The 16880-nt window shown below is 63.8% G+C and carries 12 protein-coding genes; 8 read left to right on the top strand and 4 right to left on the bottom strand.

Annotated features, from left to right (window positions below; translation table 11 throughout):
* Positions 1–79: 79 nt before the first annotated feature.
* Positions 80–3286, bottom strand: a complete 3207-nt coding sequence (locus Q9K02_RS12600; protein WP_305933210.1) for a TonB-dependent receptor — start codon at positions 3284–3286, stop codon at positions 80–82.
* Positions 3287–3441: 155 nt separating this feature from the next.
* On the opposite strand from Q9K02_RS12600, the gene Q9K02_RS12595 reads away from it, so the two are divergent.
* The 7 genes from Q9K02_RS12595 (at position 3442) to Q9K02_RS12565 (ending at position 10534) form a co-directional block, all read left to right on the top strand.
* A complete protein-coding gene (locus Q9K02_RS12595; protein ID WP_305933209.1) occupies positions 3442–4950 on the top strand; it encodes a tryptophan halogenase family protein in 1509 nt (502 codons plus the stop codon).
* Between the two features lie 39 nt (positions 4951–4989).
* Positions 4990–5580 carry a flavin reductase family protein gene (locus Q9K02_RS12590; protein WP_305933208.1) on the top strand — a complete coding sequence of 197 codons (591 nt, stop codon included), beginning with the start codon at positions 4990–4992 and terminating at the stop codon, positions 5578–5580.
* A 58-nt stretch (positions 5581–5638) separates the two neighbouring features.
* A complete protein-coding gene (locus Q9K02_RS12585) occupies positions 5639–6616 on the top strand; it encodes an NAD(P)H-dependent flavin oxidoreductase (RefSeq protein WP_305933207.1) in 978 nt (325 codons plus the stop codon).
* A gap of 3 nt (positions 6617–6619) precedes the next feature.
* Positions 6620–7762 (top strand): acyl-CoA dehydrogenase family protein, encoded by a 1143-nt coding sequence (locus Q9K02_RS12580; RefSeq protein ID WP_305933206.1) that lies wholly within the window; start codon positions 6620–6622, stop codon positions 7760–7762.
* Positions 7763–7772: 10 nt separating this feature from the next.
* The gene (locus tag Q9K02_RS12575) at positions 7773–8510 is read left to right on the top strand and encodes an SDR family NAD(P)-dependent oxidoreductase (protein ID WP_305933205.1); all 738 of its coding nucleotides are present in this window, start codon (positions 7773–7775) and stop codon (positions 8508–8510) included.
* 222 nt (positions 8511–8732) lie between these two features.
* A complete protein-coding gene (locus Q9K02_RS12570) occupies positions 8733–9755 on the top strand; it encodes an aldo/keto reductase (protein ID WP_305933204.1) in 1023 nt (340 codons plus the stop codon).
* Between the two features lie 104 nt (positions 9756–9859).
* Entirely contained in the window at positions 9860–10534 is a 675-nt protein-coding gene (locus tag Q9K02_RS12565; RefSeq protein ID WP_305933203.1) for a response regulator transcription factor, read from the top strand.
* A 119-nt stretch (positions 10535–10653) separates the two neighbouring features.
* Here Q9K02_RS12565 and Q9K02_RS12560 read toward each other — a convergent pair whose 3' ends face one another.
* The 3 genes from Q9K02_RS12560 to Q9K02_RS12550 form a co-directional block, all read right to left on the bottom strand.
* Positions 10654–11445, bottom strand: a complete 792-nt coding sequence (locus Q9K02_RS12560; RefSeq protein WP_305933202.1) for an alpha/beta fold hydrolase — start codon at positions 11443–11445, stop codon at positions 10654–10656.
* A gap of 269 nt (positions 11446–11714) precedes the next feature.
* Complete coding sequence (locus tag Q9K02_RS12555) at positions 11715–14453, bottom strand: TonB-dependent receptor domain-containing protein (RefSeq protein WP_305933201.1); 2739 nt, start codon at positions 14451–14453, stop codon at positions 11715–11717.
* Between the two features lie 114 nt (positions 14454–14567).
* Positions 14568–16142: a hypothetical protein gene (locus tag Q9K02_RS12550; RefSeq protein ID WP_305933200.1), complete on the bottom strand. Its 1575-nt coding sequence runs from the start codon at positions 16140–16142 to the stop codon at positions 14568–14570.
* Positions 16143–16385: 243 nt separating this feature from the next.
* Here Q9K02_RS12550 and Q9K02_RS12545 point away from each other — a divergent pair, with 243 nt between their 5' ends.
* On the top strand, positions 16386–16769 hold the full coding sequence (locus Q9K02_RS12545; RefSeq protein ID WP_305933199.1) for a hypothetical protein: 384 nt from the start codon (positions 16386–16388) through the stop codon (positions 16767–16769).
* Positions 16770–16880: the final 111 nt, after the last annotated feature.

Below are 16880 nucleotides of genomic sequence, written 5' to 3'. Positions count from 1 at the left end.
GGTCAAACGCTCACCCGATTGAAGATGGGCCCGATCTTTCGACCGGGCCCATCGCCTTGGTTCAATTCACTGGTGCCGCTTAGAAATCGAAGCGCGCCAGGAACGTAAAGCGGCGATCGTTGCGGAAGGCGGAGCGGATGACCCGCGTGCCATCGAAATCGATCACGTAGCTCGTCTTGGTGACCTCATCGAGCAGGTTCACGCCCTGTACGCCGATCTTCACATTGTCGGTGACAGCATAGAAGATCGAAGCGTCGAGCTGTCCCGTCGCCTCGCCGTAAATTGGCGAGAACGGGAAGATCACGTCGCGTGGCGTCTGCAGGTATTCGGAGCGCCAGTTGTAGGCCGCACGTGCCGAGATCGGCCCCTTCTCATAGAACACCGTGGCATTCACCGTGTGCTCCGACACGCCGACGAGCGGCAGGCTGGCAGCAATCGGGTTCGCGCCATTCAATACATTGTTGAGTTCGCCCGGATCCACATAGGTGTAGGTCAGCTGCGAACCGAGGCCTGATAGCGGGCCTGGCAGGAAGTCGTAGGTCTGCTGGTAGGCGACTTCGACACCCTTGATCACGCCATCGTCGATATTGAAGGTCGAGTTGTATACCAGATCGATATCGACGCCGCTCGGGCTGGTGTAGGTGCGGTTTTCCGCGCCGTTGTTGAATACGCCTTGCAGGTCCTTGAGGAAGAAGGCCGCAGTGATTGAGCCCACGTCGTCGAAATACCACTCGGCAGAGATGTCGTAATTCCATGCTGTGGTCGGCCGCAGGAAGCGGTTGCCCGAGGTGATGGCGAAAAGGCGACCGGTATCGAGTAGCCCGTCGTTCGCCAAGGCCCCGGTATTACGGCCGATCGTACCGCCGGTCTGGAACGCTGCCAGATCGGGACGCTCGATATTCCGCGACACCGCACCACGCAGGATCATGCCGTTGCCGAAGTCCAGCTTGGCATTGAAGCTCGGCAACCAGTGATCGAAGCCGATGTTGTCGTTATCCTGCAGGATCTCGCCCGTGTAACGAGAGGCGAATTCGGCCAGTCGCGCATCCGAAAGCTGGCAGTATTCGAGGCCCGGAACGCTGCCGGGAGGATCGCCCGGCCCGCCTCCGCCGAGCTCGGCGCAGCGCGCCCGCAGCACAGCAGGGGTGACCTCCGTGTTCGGATCGGTGAAGCCCAGTCCGAAGGCAGTCGGGAACTGGATACGTCCGCCCACGCGGATTTCCGTGTCGACATAGCGCAGGCCGATGTTGCCGGTCAGGCTCATGCCGTTGCCGAAGTCGGTACCGAAGTCGACGCGGACATAGCCGGCGGTGGTCGATTCTTCGACATCCGAGATGTCGCCCTGACAGAACGGATCGCAAGGCGTGCCGTCCGGGTTCGTGCGCTCGAAGATCAGGCCGCGGCCTTCGGGCGTCAGCGTGAAGGCGCGCACCTCCGCCAGCGGACCGGTCAGGTCGCCGTTGAGATAGGCGTCGACCAGATTGTCCGGACCGAAGTAAAAGGCCGATCCGTCGCCGAAGGGCACCGGCGCATTGCCGCGCTGGAAGTCTTCGCCGAACGGCGTGCGAACTTCTGCCAGTTCGGGGAAGTCGGCGATATAGGCGCCGCCGCAACCGAAGGCCTGATAATCGTCGCAGTTCCAATTGCCGTTACGGCCAGCCCACACCGCGCCCAGATTGCTCCAGTTGGTGTAGTTGGAATTGCGGGTGACGCGGCTGCGATCGGCCCAGCGAGCGCCGAAGCGGGCGCTGCGGAAGAAGCCGGTATCGCTGATGTCGTATTCGGCATCGATGCGAGTGCTGTAGAGCTCGCCCTCGTTGTCTTCCTGATTGTCCAGATTGAACCAGTAGAACGTGCGGCTCGGATCGGTGAAATAGGATGCCGGAGAATCGCCGGTGCCGGGCTGCAGGAAGCGGATCTCCGGGGTTTCCTCGCGGAAGTCGAAGAAGATATTCGAATAGGTCTGCGTTGCCGCGATGAACCCGGCCGCTTCGCGCGTCGAGTTGATGTATTGCACTTCCGCGTTGAGGCGCAGGCGATCGGTCGGCTGGAATTCGAGATCGAGCGAGAAATCCTCGGTCATCGCCTCGCCGCGCTGCTGGAAGCGGAGGAATTCGGTGGGCAGCGCCTGAACGCCGAAGTCCGAAACCTGGGTCAGCGTACCCGAAACGACGCGGTTGCCTTCGATAACCGGCGTCGTTCCGTCGACATAGAAGGGGAAGAAGGCCGGGTTGTTGACCAGTGCTAGGCCGGAGAATTCGTCGAGCGACGTATCGGTCTCGGCGCGCAGGTATTCTGCCGTGATGACGGCGTCGCCAGTGGCGCTCTCCCATTGCAACACACCGGAAAAGGCACGGCGGTCACGCTCCAGGTCGGTGGTGCGAACGCCGCCGCCCTGGGGTACGATCACGCTGTCGTCGGGCGGGAAGTTGGTCGCGTCGAATTCCTGTTCGCCGAAACCTGCGTCGGTCGTCGGAGCGACGCGGAAACAGCCGCCGGTTGTCAGGTCGCGCGGACGGTAGCAGGGGTCGGTGATCTGCGAGGCGTCGGTGCGGGTGACCAGTTCCTGCTGAGCATAGGCCAGCTGGATGCCGATCACGCTGCCACCGGGCAGGTCGAAGGTGTTCGATCCGAGGATCGAGAAGCCGGGCGACCATTCTTCGGCCAGATCGCCGATATTGGCTTCGATCGTGCCGGCCAGGTTGAAGCCCGGATTGTCGAGCGGCTTGCGGGTGACGAGGTTGACCGTGCCCGAGATGCCGCCTTCGACCATGTCGGCGGTGACGTTCTTGAACACTTCGACGCGGCCGAGCAGCTCGGGCGAAACGTCGTTGAAGGACAGGGTCCGGCCGCCATTGGCCGAGAAGATGTCGCGGCCGTTAAGTTCCGACCGGACATAGGGGAGGCCGCGGATGATGACGCCGGTGCCCTCGACCGAGAACCGGTCGGGATCGTCGGCGCCTTCGAAGCGGCTGATGTTCACACCGGGGACGCGCTGTAGCGCTTCGGCGACCGACCGGTCGGCCAGCGCGCCGATATCTTCGGCGTCGATGGCGTCGACGACAGTGTCGGCTTCGCGCTTGAAATCCTGGGCCGTTTCCAGCGAGCGGCGGAAGCCGCTGACGATGATCGTGTTCTCGCTGTCTTCGACGACGGGTTCGTTATCGTCGTCCTGCGCATCCTGAGCGAAGGCCGGTTGTGTGGCGACCAGTGCGAGGCTGGATGCGGTGGTGAGCGCGGCGATTCGGCGCGCGACCGGCGCAATTCGATTGGATTTCAGAGACATGTTTCCTCCCTAGTCCCAAGACTGGAGACACCTTGAAGTGTCTTCGCAACGTCACATACCGCCGGTTGTGAGCGTTCACAACCCGATGTATGAACGTTCACAACGAATGCGTGGCATACTAGCAACAGCTTACGCAAACTGGCATGGGACGGGACATGGCAATCGAACATATCGTAATCGTCGGCGGCGGCACTGCCGGGTGGATGGCGGCAGCAGCGCTTTCGCGCCTGAAGGCCGCGCGCGAGCTGCGCATCACGCTGGTCGAATCGGAAGCGATCGGCACGGTGGGGGTGGGCGAGGCTACCATCCCGCCCTTCGTCGGTTTCAACCAGGCGCTGCAGATCGACGAGCGCGAGATGATGGCGGCCTGCCAGGCGACCTTCAAGCTGGGCATCCAGTTCACAAACTGGGGCCGCCGGGGCGACAGCTACCTGCACCCCTTCGGCAATTACGGTTACGAGATCGACGGCGTTGCTTTCCACCATGTCTGGCACCGGCTGAAGGCTGGAGGAGACAAGCGCCCCATCCAGGTTTTCAACCTCGAGACCATGGCGGCGCATTTCGGCAAGTTCGCCCGGCAGGAAGACTACCAGCGCGGGCAGGACCTGCCGCCGATGAACTACGCCTACCACATCGATGCCGGACGCTATGCGCAATTCCTGCGCCGCTATGCCGAAACGCGCGGCGTGATCCGGCAGGAGGGTCGGGTGGACGACGTCGCGCTCGACGGCGAGAGCGGTGATGTCGCGGCAATCACGCTGCAGAGCGGCGAGCGGATCGACGGCGACCTGTTCATCGATTGCTCCGGCTTCCGCGGACTGCTGATCGAACAGGCGCTGGAGACCGGGTATGAGGACTGGACCCACTGGCTCCCCTGCGACCGCGCGGTGGCCCTGCCCTGCAATCGCGACGATGGCAGCGGGCCGCCACCATTCACCCGCGCGACGGCCCACGCAGCGGGCTGGCAATGGCAGGTCCCACTGCAGCATCGCAACGGCAACGGCCATGTCTATTGCAGCCGCTACATGTCGGACGACGAGGCGCACGATATCCTCGTGAACAACCTCGCGGGTAAGCCCACTGCGGACCCGAATTTCCTGCGCTTCACCACCGGGCGGCGCAAGAAGTTCTGGAACCGCAACGTCGTGGCGGTCGGCTTGTCGGGCGGGTTCATGGAACCGCTGGAATCGACCAGCATCCACCTGATCAATACCGCAATCACCAAGCTGATCGCGATACTGTCGTTCGACGGGATCACCGATACGCAGCGCGATGCCTTCAACCGCCTGACCGGCAAGGAGTTCGAGCGGATCCGCGACTTCCTGATCCTGCATTACAACGCGACCGAGCGCGACGATTCCGAGTTCTGGAACTATTGCCGCACGATGGACGTGCCCGACACGCTGACCGAGAAGGTCGAGCTGTTCCGGTCCAACGGCCAGATATTCCGCGAGGACGACGAACTGTTCACGGAAACCAGCTGGGCGGCGGTGATGATGGGGCAGGGGGTCATGCCCGGCAGCCGCAATGCCATGGCCGACAGCGTCGGGCCGGACGTGATGGGCGGCGAGGTCGACGGGATCGAACAGTCGATCCGCTGGCTGGTCGAACGCCTGCCTGCGCATGGCGATTATCTCGCCCGCTATTGCCCCGCGCCCGCCTGAGCCTTGCCCTTCCGGTCCTACGGCCCTAGCTGATCGGCGATGTTCGACGCCCACGCCTTCCGCGATGCCCTGGGGACCTTCGTGACCGGCGTCACGATCGTGACTGCGCGCGACGAGGAGGGGCAGCCGTTCGGCCTCACTGCGAACAGTTTCAATTCGGTCAGCCTTGATCCACCGATGGTCTTGTGGAGCCTCTCGCTGCAATCGCGCACGCTGAAGGTCTTTCGCGATGCGGAGAACTGGGCGGTGCATGTGCTGGCCGCGGACCAGCAGGACATGTCGGATCGCTTTGCCCAGCCGGGCGAGGACAAGTTTGCCGGGCTTACCGCTACCGACGGCCCGGAAGGCGCGCCCTTGATCGAGGGTTGCGCGGCCCGCTTCGGCTGCCGCGCGCGCTTCGAATACGAGGGCGGCGACCACGCCATCTTCCTCGGCGAAGTGGTCGATTTCGACCGGCGCGATGCGGAGCCGCTAATCTATCATGGCGGCAGCTACGGCCGCGTGCAGCGTCGCCTTTCGGGGGAGAACCTCGAACGCGAGGGGCTGGCCGAACGCGTAGGCGAAGAGCTTTCCCTTACGGCGAGCGGCGTCGATTTGCTCGCTGCATTGCAGAGCCTAGCGAAGAGCTAGACTCTCGCCCGCCTGCCCGATACCGGTTGCGAAAAGCAACTGTGAGAGAGGCAGCTTCATGAAAACCCGCATTACCGAACTCTTCGGCATAGAGCATCCCATCATCCAGGGCGGCATGCACTATGTCGGCTTTGCGGAAATGGCCGCGGCGGTGTCCAATGCGGGTGGCCTCGGCATCATCACCGGCCTCACGCTGGGCACGCCCGAAAAGCTCGCCAACGAGATCGCCAAGTGCAAGGACATGACCGACAAGCCCTTCGGCGTGAACCTCACCTTCCTGCCGACCGTCAACGCACCCGACTATCCAGGTCTCGTCAAGGCGATCATCGACGGCGGCGTGAAGGCCGTCGAAACCGCTGGCAACAATCCCGCACAAGTGCTGCCGTTCTTCAAGGACGCCGGGGTCAAGGTGATCCACAAATGCACCAGCGTGCGCCATAGCCTCAAGGCGCAGTCGATCGGGTGCGATGCCGTATCGGTCGACGGCTTCGAATGCGGCGGGCACCCGGGCGAGGACGACATTCCGAACATGATCCTGCTGCCCCGCGCGGCGGACGAACTGGAAATCCCCTTCGTGGCCAGCGGCGGCATGGCCGACGGCCGCAGCCTCGTCGCCAGCCTCGCCATGGGCGCGGAAGGCATGAACATGGGCACGCGCTTCATCGCCACCAAGGAAGCGCCGGTGCACGAAAACGTGAAGAAGGCGATCGTCGCGGCGAGCGAGCTCGACACCCGCCTCGTCATGCGCCCGCTGCGCAATACCGAACGCGTAATGACCAATGACGCGGTCGAAGAACTGCTCCAGATCGAGAAGGAGAAGGGTGCGGACCTCAAGTTCGAGGATATCATCGAGCAGGTCGCGGGCGTCTATCCGCGCATCATGACCGAAGGCGATATGGATGCAGGCGCCTGGTCTTGCGGCATGGTTGCCGGGCTGATCGACGACATTCCGACCTGCAAGGAACTGATCGACCGCATCATGGCCGAGGCGGAGGAAATCATTACGCAGCGCCTCGCACGTTTTCAGGGAGCCTGAACCATGCTCGATACCAGCTATCGCACCGCCTATAACGAAGACCACGAAGCCTTCCGTGACACCGTGCGCAAGGTCTTCGCCGAGCATATGACGCCGCATCTCGACCGCCACGAGGAAGAGGGCATCGTCGGGCGCGAGGCGTGGAAAGCGCTGGGCGATGCCGGCATGCTGTGCCCCACGGTCAAGGAAGAGAACGGCGGCCTCGGCCTCGATTTCGGCTTCAACTGCGTGATCACCGAGGAACTGAGCTATCTCGGCTCCTCCGCCGGGTTCACGCTGCAGAACGACATCACGGCCAACTATTTCGAGCGCCTCGGCACAGAAGAACAGCGCCAGAAATACCTCCCCGGCATGGTGTCGGGCGACATCATCACCGCCATCGCCATGACCGAACCGGGCGCAGGCAGCGACTTGCAGGGCATCCGCACCACCGCCGCGCGCGACGGGGATCACCTGATCGTCAACGGCTCCAAGACCTACATCACCAACGGCCAGAACGCCGATTGCGTGATCGTGGTCGCCAAGACCGATCCGAGCCAGGGCGCGAAGGGCACCAGCCTGGTGCTGGTCGATGCCGATACGCCGGGCTTCGAGCGCGGGCGCAATCTCGACAAGATCGGCCAGCATTCGGCCGATACATCGGAACTGTTCTTTCATGATTGTCGCGTCCCGGCCGAAAACCTGCTTGGCGGGGAGGGGCGCGGCTTCATCCATTTGATGGAGGAACTGCCGCAGGAACGCCTCGGCATTGCAGTGGGCGCGCAGGCCGGCGCGCAGCGCGCGTTCGACGAAGCGGTGAAGTTCACCAAGGATCGCAAGGCCTTCGGCAAGACCGTGTTCGAATTCCAGAACACCAAGTTCACGCTGGCCGATCTGAAAGCCAAGCTGCAGGTCGGCTGGGCGCATCTCGACTGGGCGATCAAGAAGCACCTTGCGGGCGAGCTCACCACCGACGAGGCCAGCGCGGCCAAGCTGTGGCACACCGACCTGCAATGGGAAGTCTGCGATGCCGCACTGCAGCTGCATGGCGGGGCGGGCTACATGAACGAATATGCCATCGCCCGCCTATGGCGGGACGCGCGCGTCACCCGCATCTTTGGCGGCACGAACGAGATCATGAAGGAAGTGATCTCGCGCTCGATCTGAGGAGGCCCGCATGACCGATCCGCTCGACTATTCCGGCCAGACCGTTCTCGTGATCGGAGGCACGAGCGGGATCGGCAACGGCATCGCCCACGGCTTCCGCGAGCGCGGGGCGACGGTGCACGTTACCGGGACACGCGGCTCTGCGGACGATTACTCCGCTGAGGAGGGGAGCGACCTTACCGGCCTGCACTTCGGCTCGCTCGATGTGGCCGACCGCGAGGCTGTGGCGGCGTTCGACCTGCCCGAGCGGCTCGATGTCGTCGTGCTGTGCCAAGGCATCGTGCGTTACCGCCGCGAGGAGTTCGAGCGCGAAGGCTGGGACGCGGTGATGGCCGTCAATCTCGACTCGCTGATGGATTGTGCTCGCGCGGTGCGGGAGAAACTCGCCGATGGCGGCGGCTCGCTGATCGTGGTCAGTTCGGTCGGCGCCTTTCACGCGATGATCGGCAATCCGGCCTATGCCGCGAGCAAGGCCGGCGCGGTGAGCCTCGTCGGCAGCCTCGCGCAGGCCTGGGCGGGCGAGGGCATCCGCGTGAACGGCATCGCACCGGGTCTGGTCCCGACCAAGCTCACCAAGGTGACGACCGACAATGAGCAGCGCACCGCCGGGGCCATCGCGCGCATCCCCGCAGGCCGCATGGGTACGCGTGCGGACATGGCGGGCGCGGCGCTATTCCTGGCCTCGCCATTGGCCGATTACGTCGTCGGCCAGACCATTCGAGTCGATGGCGGCATGACGCTGGCCTGAGCGCGGGCCGCCGGTCTTTCCTACTCGGCCCCGATCTGCGACGGATACCTTCCTGCCCCGATGGCGGGTTCCGGGGGGGGCTATGTCGCAGAGTGTCGCCCGGCGAGTTTTCGAGATAAGTCCGTGAAATTAGAAGTTTAGGTGAGCGAGAAACGGGCGACACACTGTCGCCTTTGTCGCCCCGCCAGCAGGAAGCAGCCGCAGCTGAAAAAGGATCGATACATGGAATACGTCAATCTCGGCCCGAGCGGCCTCAAGGTGTCGCGCCTGTGCCTCGGCTGCATGAGCTATGGCGACACCAGCAAGGGCTGGCACGGCGACTGGGTGCTGAGCGAGGACGAAAGCCGCCCCTTCATCCGCGAGGCGGTGGAGGCGGGGATCAATTTCTTCGACACGGCGAACATGTATTCGATGGGCGCGTCGGAGGAAGTGGTCGGCAAGCTGCTGCCCGAGTTCGCCAAGCGCGACGAAATCGTGCTGGCGACCAAGGCGTTCCTGCCGTGGCGACAGGCGCCCAATGCGGGCGGCTTGTCGCGCAAGAGCCTGATGCAGGCGATCGACGACAGCCTGGCGCGGCTGAACATGGACTATGTCGACCTGTTCCAGATCCACCGCTGGGACGATCACACGCCGATCGAGGAAACGATGGAGGCGCTGCACGACATCGTGAAGGTGGGCAAGGCGCGCTACATCGGCGCCTCGAGCATGGCCGCGTGGCAATTCGCCAAGGCGCAGGAAGTGGCACGCGTCAATGGCTGGACCCGCTTCATCTCGATGCAGAACCACGTGAACCTGCTCTACCGCGAGGAGGAGCGCGAGATGATCCCGCTCTGCCGCGACCAGGGCGTGAGCCTTATCCCGTGGAGCCCGCTGGCGCGCGGCAAGCTCGCCCGTGCATGGGACGAAAGCACGGTGCGCAGCGAGACCGACGGTTTCGGCAAAATGCTCTATACCCAGACGCCCGAGGCTGATCGCAAGATCGTCGAGGCGGTCGGCGAGATCGCCGAGGCGCGCGGGACGTCGCGGGCGACAGTGGCGCTGGCGTGGCACTTCGCCAAGGGGATCACGGCCCCGATCATTGGTGCGACGAAGGACGGGCATATCGCCGCCGCGGTCGAGGCGATGACGCTCGACCTGAGTGAGGACGAAGTCGCGCGGCTGGAGGGACCCTATGTGCCGAAAATGCCGGTCGGCGTGGCGTCCACCGCGCCGCGAGACTGGTCGCTGACGCTGAAGGACGGCTGACGAAAATCAGCTGCGCGCAAAGTGTTACAACCGTCGCGCCGACGGTCACAATCGCGTCACATGCCCGCGCCATCGCTTGCCCGACAGGGTGGGACGAGAACCGCGTGCAAGCTATCAATATCTTCCTGACCGGCCGGTTGGGCGAAACTCTCGAAGACTTTATGCATGGCGAAACCCGCTATGCCTTCGGTCGCCTCTATCCCGACGGGCCGCACCGCGTGGTGGAGGGCCCGGTCTGCGCCTTTGTCGACTGGGTGATGGACGATCTGTCCGGCCTCGAAATGTGCCGCCGCCTGCGCGCCGATCCGCGCACGGAGGATGCGCACATCACCATCGTGCTGGAAGAGGACGACGCGGCGGACAAGCGCCGCGCGCTGAAGGCGGGGGCGGACGATTACATGGTCGGCCCGCTCGACCGCACACAGGTGCTCGACCGGGTGATGGCGCTGCAGGCAGGCTGCGGCCAGCCGGGCATTGCCGAGCGGCTCGAACTGGGCGAGCTGACCATCGATGCCGCTGCCTTGCAGGCCCGCTGGGCAGGCGAGCCGCTGGATCTGCGACCCAACGAGTTCCGCCTGCTGCGCTTCTTCGCCCAGAACCCCAACCGCGTGCTCACCCGCGCCGACCTGATCGAAGCGCTCGGCAAGCAGGAACCGCCGATCGACGAACGCACCGTCGACGTCTGGATCGGCCGCCTCCGCAAGGCCCTGCGCGCCGCCGGAGCGGGCGAGCGAGTGAGGACGGTGCGCTCGCTGGGATATGTTTACGATTCGCGGTGAGGGCGATTGAAGTCGCCACGCAGACGATAGCTGATTGTCTGCAAACGACCCGACAAAGGACCTTGCAATGGGACTGTCCCCTGCTTTCGCCTCACTTTGCGAGCCGGCCAGTCGCAGTATTATCCCGATGCCAAGGTGCTCATTGCATGCAAAATCACGCGAATGGTCTCCTCTGGCTGATCCCACATGGGAAAGTGTCCGCTACGTTCGAACCAGTGCAGCGTCGCTTCGGGAAATGCTTTGATCGCGCGATCCGCCTGCTGCGGTAGACACAGCCGATCCTTGCGTCCCCAGCCGATGACAACGGGCTCAGCTGTTTTCGCAGGTCCCTCTTGCATTGCGCCGTTGGCGAGGTCCTTCACGAGCGAATTGACGGTCCGCGTATTAGCCAATGACCTGAGTTCACGCGCGACGAAGGCCGGGTCGAGTTCCCAAGGCCTTGCAGAAAGCTGGGCCATCAGCGCGGTCCGGCCTGCGACATTTCCGGTAATGGCAGAAAGCGCCGGTCGCAGCGCGCGAACCAGGGCAACCGATGGCGTTATGGTCGCTTTGAAGAAGGTACGCTCCCACCCCTGCCAGAAGCCGCCCGGATCCAATGCGACAACTGCGCCCGCTCGGCCACGCCGCGCCATCTCGAGCACAAGGCGAGCGCCCAGCGAGCTCCCAACCATGTCGATACCTGCGAGACTTTCCGCGCCGAGCCAGTCGTCCAGACTCCGCGCGAGACCGTCGAACGTTCCGCTGTCGGCCTCTTCGGGTGTCTGCCCATGGCCGGGTAGGTCTATGGCGATCACCTCCCTAACTTGAGAAAGCGCAGGCGAGATCGTGTCCCACGAGCCGGAAGTAGCTCCTAGTCCGTGGACAAGGAGAAGGGGTTTTCCGCGCCCTGCGCGGGTAAAGTGCATGGTCATGTAATGGTAACGTCTCGCACCGACTTATGGCCCCGTAGAGGTCGTCATCGCCCGAGGTGAGACCAAGAACGGACAGTCCGGTATCGGCCCAGTTGGGGTCGCTCAGTCTCGTATCTTCGACGTCCACTTACCACCGAATATCGGACCTCGGCGACACCACGCCTCTGGATGCAAACCAGCCATTGCTAAACTCCAACCGCACCTCATCCTGTCACAAAAAAGGGCCGCCCACGCGGACGGCCCTTTCAGGAAGAAGGCTCAGGTAAGCCTTAGAATTCAGCGGAAAGTGAGACGCTGAAACTGGTGCCGACATCGTAGCTGTTGATGTCGATGCGGGTGTCGCCGTTGGTCTGGAATTCCTCGTAGTCGCGGCCCGTGAGGTTCCGCGCTTCGAGCTTGAGTTCCATTTCGGCGCCGCCGAGTTCGAAGCCCTGGCGCACCACGAAGTCGAGGCGCAGGCCCGGGTCTTCGATGATGTCGGGCAAGTTGCTGGTGCCGCGGCTGGTGACGCGTTCGCTGGCATAGCTCAGCAGGATCGTCGCCTGGCTCAGCCGGTCGAGATCTTCGAGGCCGAGCTGGAGATTGACCAGATGGTCGCTCTGCCCCGTCAGCGGCACGCCGTCGCGGAAGAAGTTGGTCGCCGGCTGCGGGGCGGAGGGGAAGACCTGCGCGATATCGCTATCGGTCACCTGCAGCTCGGACTGGGTGTAGGTGTAATTGGCCACCGCCACCAGGCGCTTGCTTTCCCACCATTCGCCGCCGAGCGTGTAGAGATCCTTGTTCCACTGCAGCTCGAACTCCGCGCCGTAGAGCGTGGCGGCGGGCGCATTGGCGAAGCCGCTGATCCGCTCGTTGTCGGAGAAGCTGGAGAACACCTCGATCGGGCGCTCGATATCCTTGTAGAAGCCCGCCAGGCTGACGCGGCTCTGCGAGCCCCAGTAATATTCGAGGCGCGCTTCGTAATTGGTCAGCTCGCTATCTACCAGTTGCGGGTTGCCGTTGAACTGGCGGTTGGTTTCCGGATCGAAATAGGTCTGGAAGATCAGCTCGCGGAACTGCGGACGGGCAATGGTCTTCGACGCGTTGAAGCGCGCCTGCAGATTGTCGTTGATCTCCCAGGTCAGCGTCCCGGCCGGAAGGAAATAATCGTTGTTCAGCAGCGAGGCATTGGCCGAGCCGCTGGGCGTACCGTCGAGGCCGAGCGGGATGACTTCCTGCACCGCATCTTCATACCGCACGCCAATGTCGAGCGAGATCGCTTCGACCGGCTGGATGCGGCTCTGGATGTAACCGGCCTTGATCTCCAGCCCCGCCTCGAACGCCGGGTCGGAACCGGTTGTGTCGAAGATGGTGAAGCCGAACGGGCCGATGCCGGCTGCCTGTTGCGCCTCGCGGTCGAAACCGAATTCGATCAGCGAGTCACCCAGCAGCGCATCGGGGCGGAAGGCGCCGAACACATCGGGGAAGTCACCCTGCGCGCGCAGGTCGAACTCGCGGCGCGAGGACAGGCGCTGCGTGTCGGTATAGGCTCCGCCGATGGTCACGCCGAGCCAGTCGGTCACCTGATAGCTGACGTCGAGACCGCCGTAATAGAGGTCCTCGGTCAAATCCGAGAACGCGACGATCGCGCTTCCGCGCTGGCCGTCGAGCGTGTTGAGGAAGAGGCCGCCGAGCGGATCGTTCGGATTGTCGGTGCGGGTGTAAGTGAAGGTCCACTCGTAGGGCGCTTCACGCTGCGTCTGGGCATAGCCTGCGCGCAAATCGACATTGAGATCGCCGAAATCGAGCTCGCCGGTGAACTGCGTATCGAACAGCTGGCGCTCGAACCACGAGGTGTTCTGAACCTGGTCGGTGTCGTCGCTCTGGAAGTCGAAGGTTTCCGACAGCGATGCGCGCTTGAGCGAGTCGCGGATGAAGAGGTTGGTGAAGCGGAAGCGATGCTCGCCGACCTCAAGACCGAAGCCGAGCAGGCCGTTCACCAGCACGCGGTTGTCGGTGACGAATTCGCGGCCGTCGCTGTCGAGGTCGAGATCCTCGCCCAGCGCGGTCTGCTGGGTGATGAAGCGATTGCGCCACTTGTTGCTGATCGAGGCAGTGGCAATCACGCCGAACTGGCCGTCGCCGAACACGTCGAAGCTGGTGCCGGAGGTGACCCCGGTCGAGAAATTGACCGGCAGGCCGCTATTGCTCTGCAGCAGGATGAGGTTGGGATCGCCGAGTTCGAGCAGGATCGCTTCCTGGTCGACTTCGGGATCGTTGATCGGCCGCCCGCTGTCGAGATAGCTCTGCAGCTGCGGGCGGATGGTGCGCCGCCCGTCGTCGAAGCCGAACCAGTCGTAGCTGGAGCCGAAATAGGTGTAGCCGACGCCGCCGGTGGTTTCGGTGTCGCCGCTGATGCCGCCGCTGATCTTGACGAAGCTTTCCTGCGGGATGGCGCGGGTGGTCAAATTGATCACGCCGCCGCCGAACTCACCGGGATAGTTGGCGGAATAGGTCTTCTGCACGAGGCTGGAGGCGACCACGCTGGTCGGGAAGATGTCGAGCGGGACCACGCGGCTCAGCGGCTGCGGGGAGGGCAGGGGCAGGCCGTTAAGCAGCGCGAGCGAATAACGGTCGCCCAGGCCGCGCACGAATACGAGGCCGTTGCCGACCGTCGAGAGGCCGGTGACGCGGGTCAGCGCGCCGGCGATATCGCCCTCGCCGGTCCGCGCGATGCTGGCGGTGTCGAGGACGGAGACGACCTGCGACGAAGCGCGGCCAATGTCCTCGCGCCGACGTCCGGTAACGACGATGGCGCCGCCGGGGACGGAGACTTCGGGCTCTTCGTATTGCTCTTCCTGCGGGGTGTCGTCGACACCCTCCACCTGCTCCGCCTGCAGTGCGTCCGTGGCGGGATCCTCTTCTGATGGGACGCCCTCTGCGCCGGTGCTTTGCGCGAAAGCCGCGCCGGGTACGCACAACGCGGTGGTGAGCAGGAGCAGCGAAGCGAGCTGCTTGCCGGTCGACATGGTTCGAGACCCCCTCATGATCAGGCCTGAGATTTCGTCACGGAGCCGCGAGGCGTCCGGAAATGGAAAAGCCCGCGGGGGCACGCCTCTGCGCGCCCCCGCGAGCGTGTGTGCTTAAGAGTCGTAGACCGGCAGGCTGGTGCAGGCCGACACTTCGCTGTCGAACGTCACCGTGGCCGAGTTGCAGGTCCAGCCGTTCACCCAGTCCGCGTTCGATGCGTAGACCGCGCCGATTTCGTCGGGGACGGTGAAGAAGCTCGACAATGCGGTCGGATCGAACACCGGCACGCCGCTTTCGTTCGAGCCGTTGAGGAAGCTCATCGTCAGCGTGTTGGTGAAGTTCGCATTGTTGTTCGAGCCGGCTTCGAAGCGGTTCTGTATATCGGTGGCCGTTACGCCGCCCGAACTGTCGCGGAAGTCGACCGCGCAATCGAGCACGAAGCTTTCGAAGCGAACCGGGCCCGCTTCGTCAGGACCGCTGGTGCGGCTGAGCGTTTCGGTGCCGTCGACGCGCAGGCAGGGCGTGCCGCCCGTCCGGTCGACCAGGATCGAGTTCACGATCGCATAGTCGGCGAAGCCGCGGATGCGGATGGCCTGGTCCTGGTCGCCGCCATTGTGGATGAAGGTGGCGTTCGAGATCTGCGTGTTCTGGCGCGGCGTCTGTTCTTCGAGGCCGTTGGTGGAATCGGCTTCGATGATCGTGTCGCCGGCACCAGCGCGCTGGATGGCGATGACGAACTGCATGTTGGCCTTCACGCCGGTGTCGGTATCGATGCTGTCGTCTTCCGCACCGACCACGATGAGGCGCTTCGTATTGACGTTGCCGCCGAAGAACTCGACGCCGTCATCCGAGCTGTTGAAGCTCATGATGTTTTCGAGAACCGTATTGCGACCGACGCCGCCGGTGGTCAGCGACTGGAGCTCGTTGTCGCCCGACAGGACGAAGCCCGAGTAGCGGATCTGCACGAACTTCATGCTGCCTGAACTGTCGGCCGGCTGGGCGCCGCCGAACAGGGCGGGCTGCGCCGCGCCTTCGACCTGGCGTTCACAGGCAGCGGTGCCCGGCGTTGCGCCCGGTGCGATGCAGTCGGTGACCGGTGCGCGGCCCGACAGGACGATACCGCCCCACTGGCCCGACGAATTGTCCGTATTGAGGCCCTGCACGTTGTCGCGGCTGGTGAAGATGATCGGACGCTCGGCGGTGCCGTTCGCCTGGATGGTGTTGCCGCGGTTGACGTTGAGGAAGCTGGAGCCCGAGGCGTATACGATGACGCCCGGCTCGATGGTCAGCTGGACATCGGTGTCGTTGCCTGCGGAAGCGCTCGGGCCGCCGTCTTCGCCGACATCGACACGTCCGTTCATGCGATAAAGGAGGCCTTCGACATAGGGCAGCGTAGAGCTGGCGGTGAAGCGCGCCGGCATGGTGCAGACGCGATATTCGCCGGTCGGGCCGGAGATCGTGCCGCTGTCGGTAAGGCCGGTCGGATCGGAGATGGTCGGGCAGCCAGCGGCAGCCTCGACAAGCGAAGATGTCGGAGTCGGCGTCGGGGTCGGCGAAGGTGCCGGCGCAGACGGATTGTTGATGGTGATGTTGCCGCCCGTGCCGGGCGAAACGATTTCGTCGGCGCCGCAGCTGGCAAGGGCCACTGCGCTACAGCCGAGTACGAGCGAGCGATGAAGATTTGTCACGGGTAACGGTCCCCTCAAAAACCGGAAGAATCGGAAGAATATCGAGTGCGAATTCGTTGATCGCGACTCGCCAGCTAGGAGGGGTTCGTGACAGTTTGTGTCAGTTCGTGACCGTTGTGTTGCAGTATCAACAGGCCATTGGCCGATGCGCTGCATTTCAGAAATGTGACAATGTTGCAGTTTTGTTGCAGCCGTGGGCGTCGGGCGGTATTTCGGGCTCAACAACACATTGGGAGAAATGCCATGGCCCTTGCCACCTCATTCGTTCTGGCCCTGCTGGCGCAAGGTGCGCCTGCCGTCGTCGAAGCGCCCGAGACCACTTTCGACGTCGGTTACGAAGAGCTGGTTGCTGGCCGCGACCGTGCGGCTGTCGAGGCGATCGAAGCCTGCGCCGAGCTGGAAGCGGACGATCCGGCGCGTTTGATCAATCACGGTATCGCGCTGGCGCGGATGGGCCAGTTCGATGAGGCTCGCGCCGATTTCGAAGCTGCGGCAGAAGCTGACTCGAGTGTCGAGCTGGAAACCGCAGACGGCCAGTGGGTGGACTCGCGCAGACTTGCCAGGCGGGCGCTCGCAGCGCTCGATCGCGGCGATTTCGCTCGCTACTATGCGATGTCGATGCGTTAAAACGTTTCCCGCCGCCCATGGCGGTCTTCAAGCCCGCGCTCCGAGGGGAGGGCGGGCTTTTTTGTGCCTGACTGTTGCCCGTTTGCGACGGAAACCGTCTACATTCAGCTT

Source organism: Qipengyuania profundimaris, assembly GCF_030717945.1.
GTDB lineage: Bacteria > Pseudomonadota > Alphaproteobacteria > Sphingomonadales > Sphingomonadaceae > Qipengyuania > Qipengyuania profundimaris.
The sequence above is the reverse complement of the archived record's forward strand: the minus strand, read 5'-3'. Positions and strand labels throughout refer to the sequence as shown.

Excerpts from the sequence above, each read along its gene's own strand:
- Q9K02_RS12600 (WP_305933210.1), bottom strand. The coding sequence starts at position 3,286 with ATGTCTCTGAAATCCAATCGAATTGCGCCGGTCGCGCGCCGAATCGCC.
- Q9K02_RS12595 (WP_305933209.1), top strand. The coding sequence starts at position 3,442 with ATGGCAATCGAACATATCGTAATCGTCGGCGGCGGCACTGCCGGGTGG.
- Q9K02_RS12590 (WP_305933208.1), top strand. The coding sequence starts at position 4,990 with ATGTTCGACGCCCACGCCTTCCGCGATGCCCTGGGGACCTTCGTGACC.
- Q9K02_RS12585 (WP_305933207.1), top strand. The coding sequence starts at position 5,639 with ATGAAAACCCGCATTACCGAACTCTTCGGCATAGAGCATCCCATCATC.
- Q9K02_RS12580 (WP_305933206.1), top strand. The coding sequence starts at position 6,620 with ATGCTCGATACCAGCTATCGCACCGCCTATAACGAAGACCACGAAGCC.
- Q9K02_RS12575 (WP_305933205.1), top strand. The coding sequence starts at position 7,773 with ATGACCGATCCGCTCGACTATTCCGGCCAGACCGTTCTCGTGATCGGA.
- Q9K02_RS12570 (WP_305933204.1), top strand. The coding sequence starts at position 8,733 with ATGGAATACGTCAATCTCGGCCCGAGCGGCCTCAAGGTGTCGCGCCTG.
- Q9K02_RS12560 (WP_305933202.1), bottom strand. The coding sequence starts at position 11,445 with ATGACCATGCACTTTACCCGCGCAGGGCGCGGAAAACCCCTTCTCCTT.
- Q9K02_RS12555 (WP_305933201.1), bottom strand. The coding sequence starts at position 14,453 with ATGTCGACCGGCAAGCAGCTCGCTTCGCTGCTCCTGCTCACCACCGCG.
- Q9K02_RS12545 (WP_305933199.1), top strand. The coding sequence starts at position 16,386 with ATGGCCCTTGCCACCTCATTCGTTCTGGCCCTGCTGGCGCAAGGTGCG.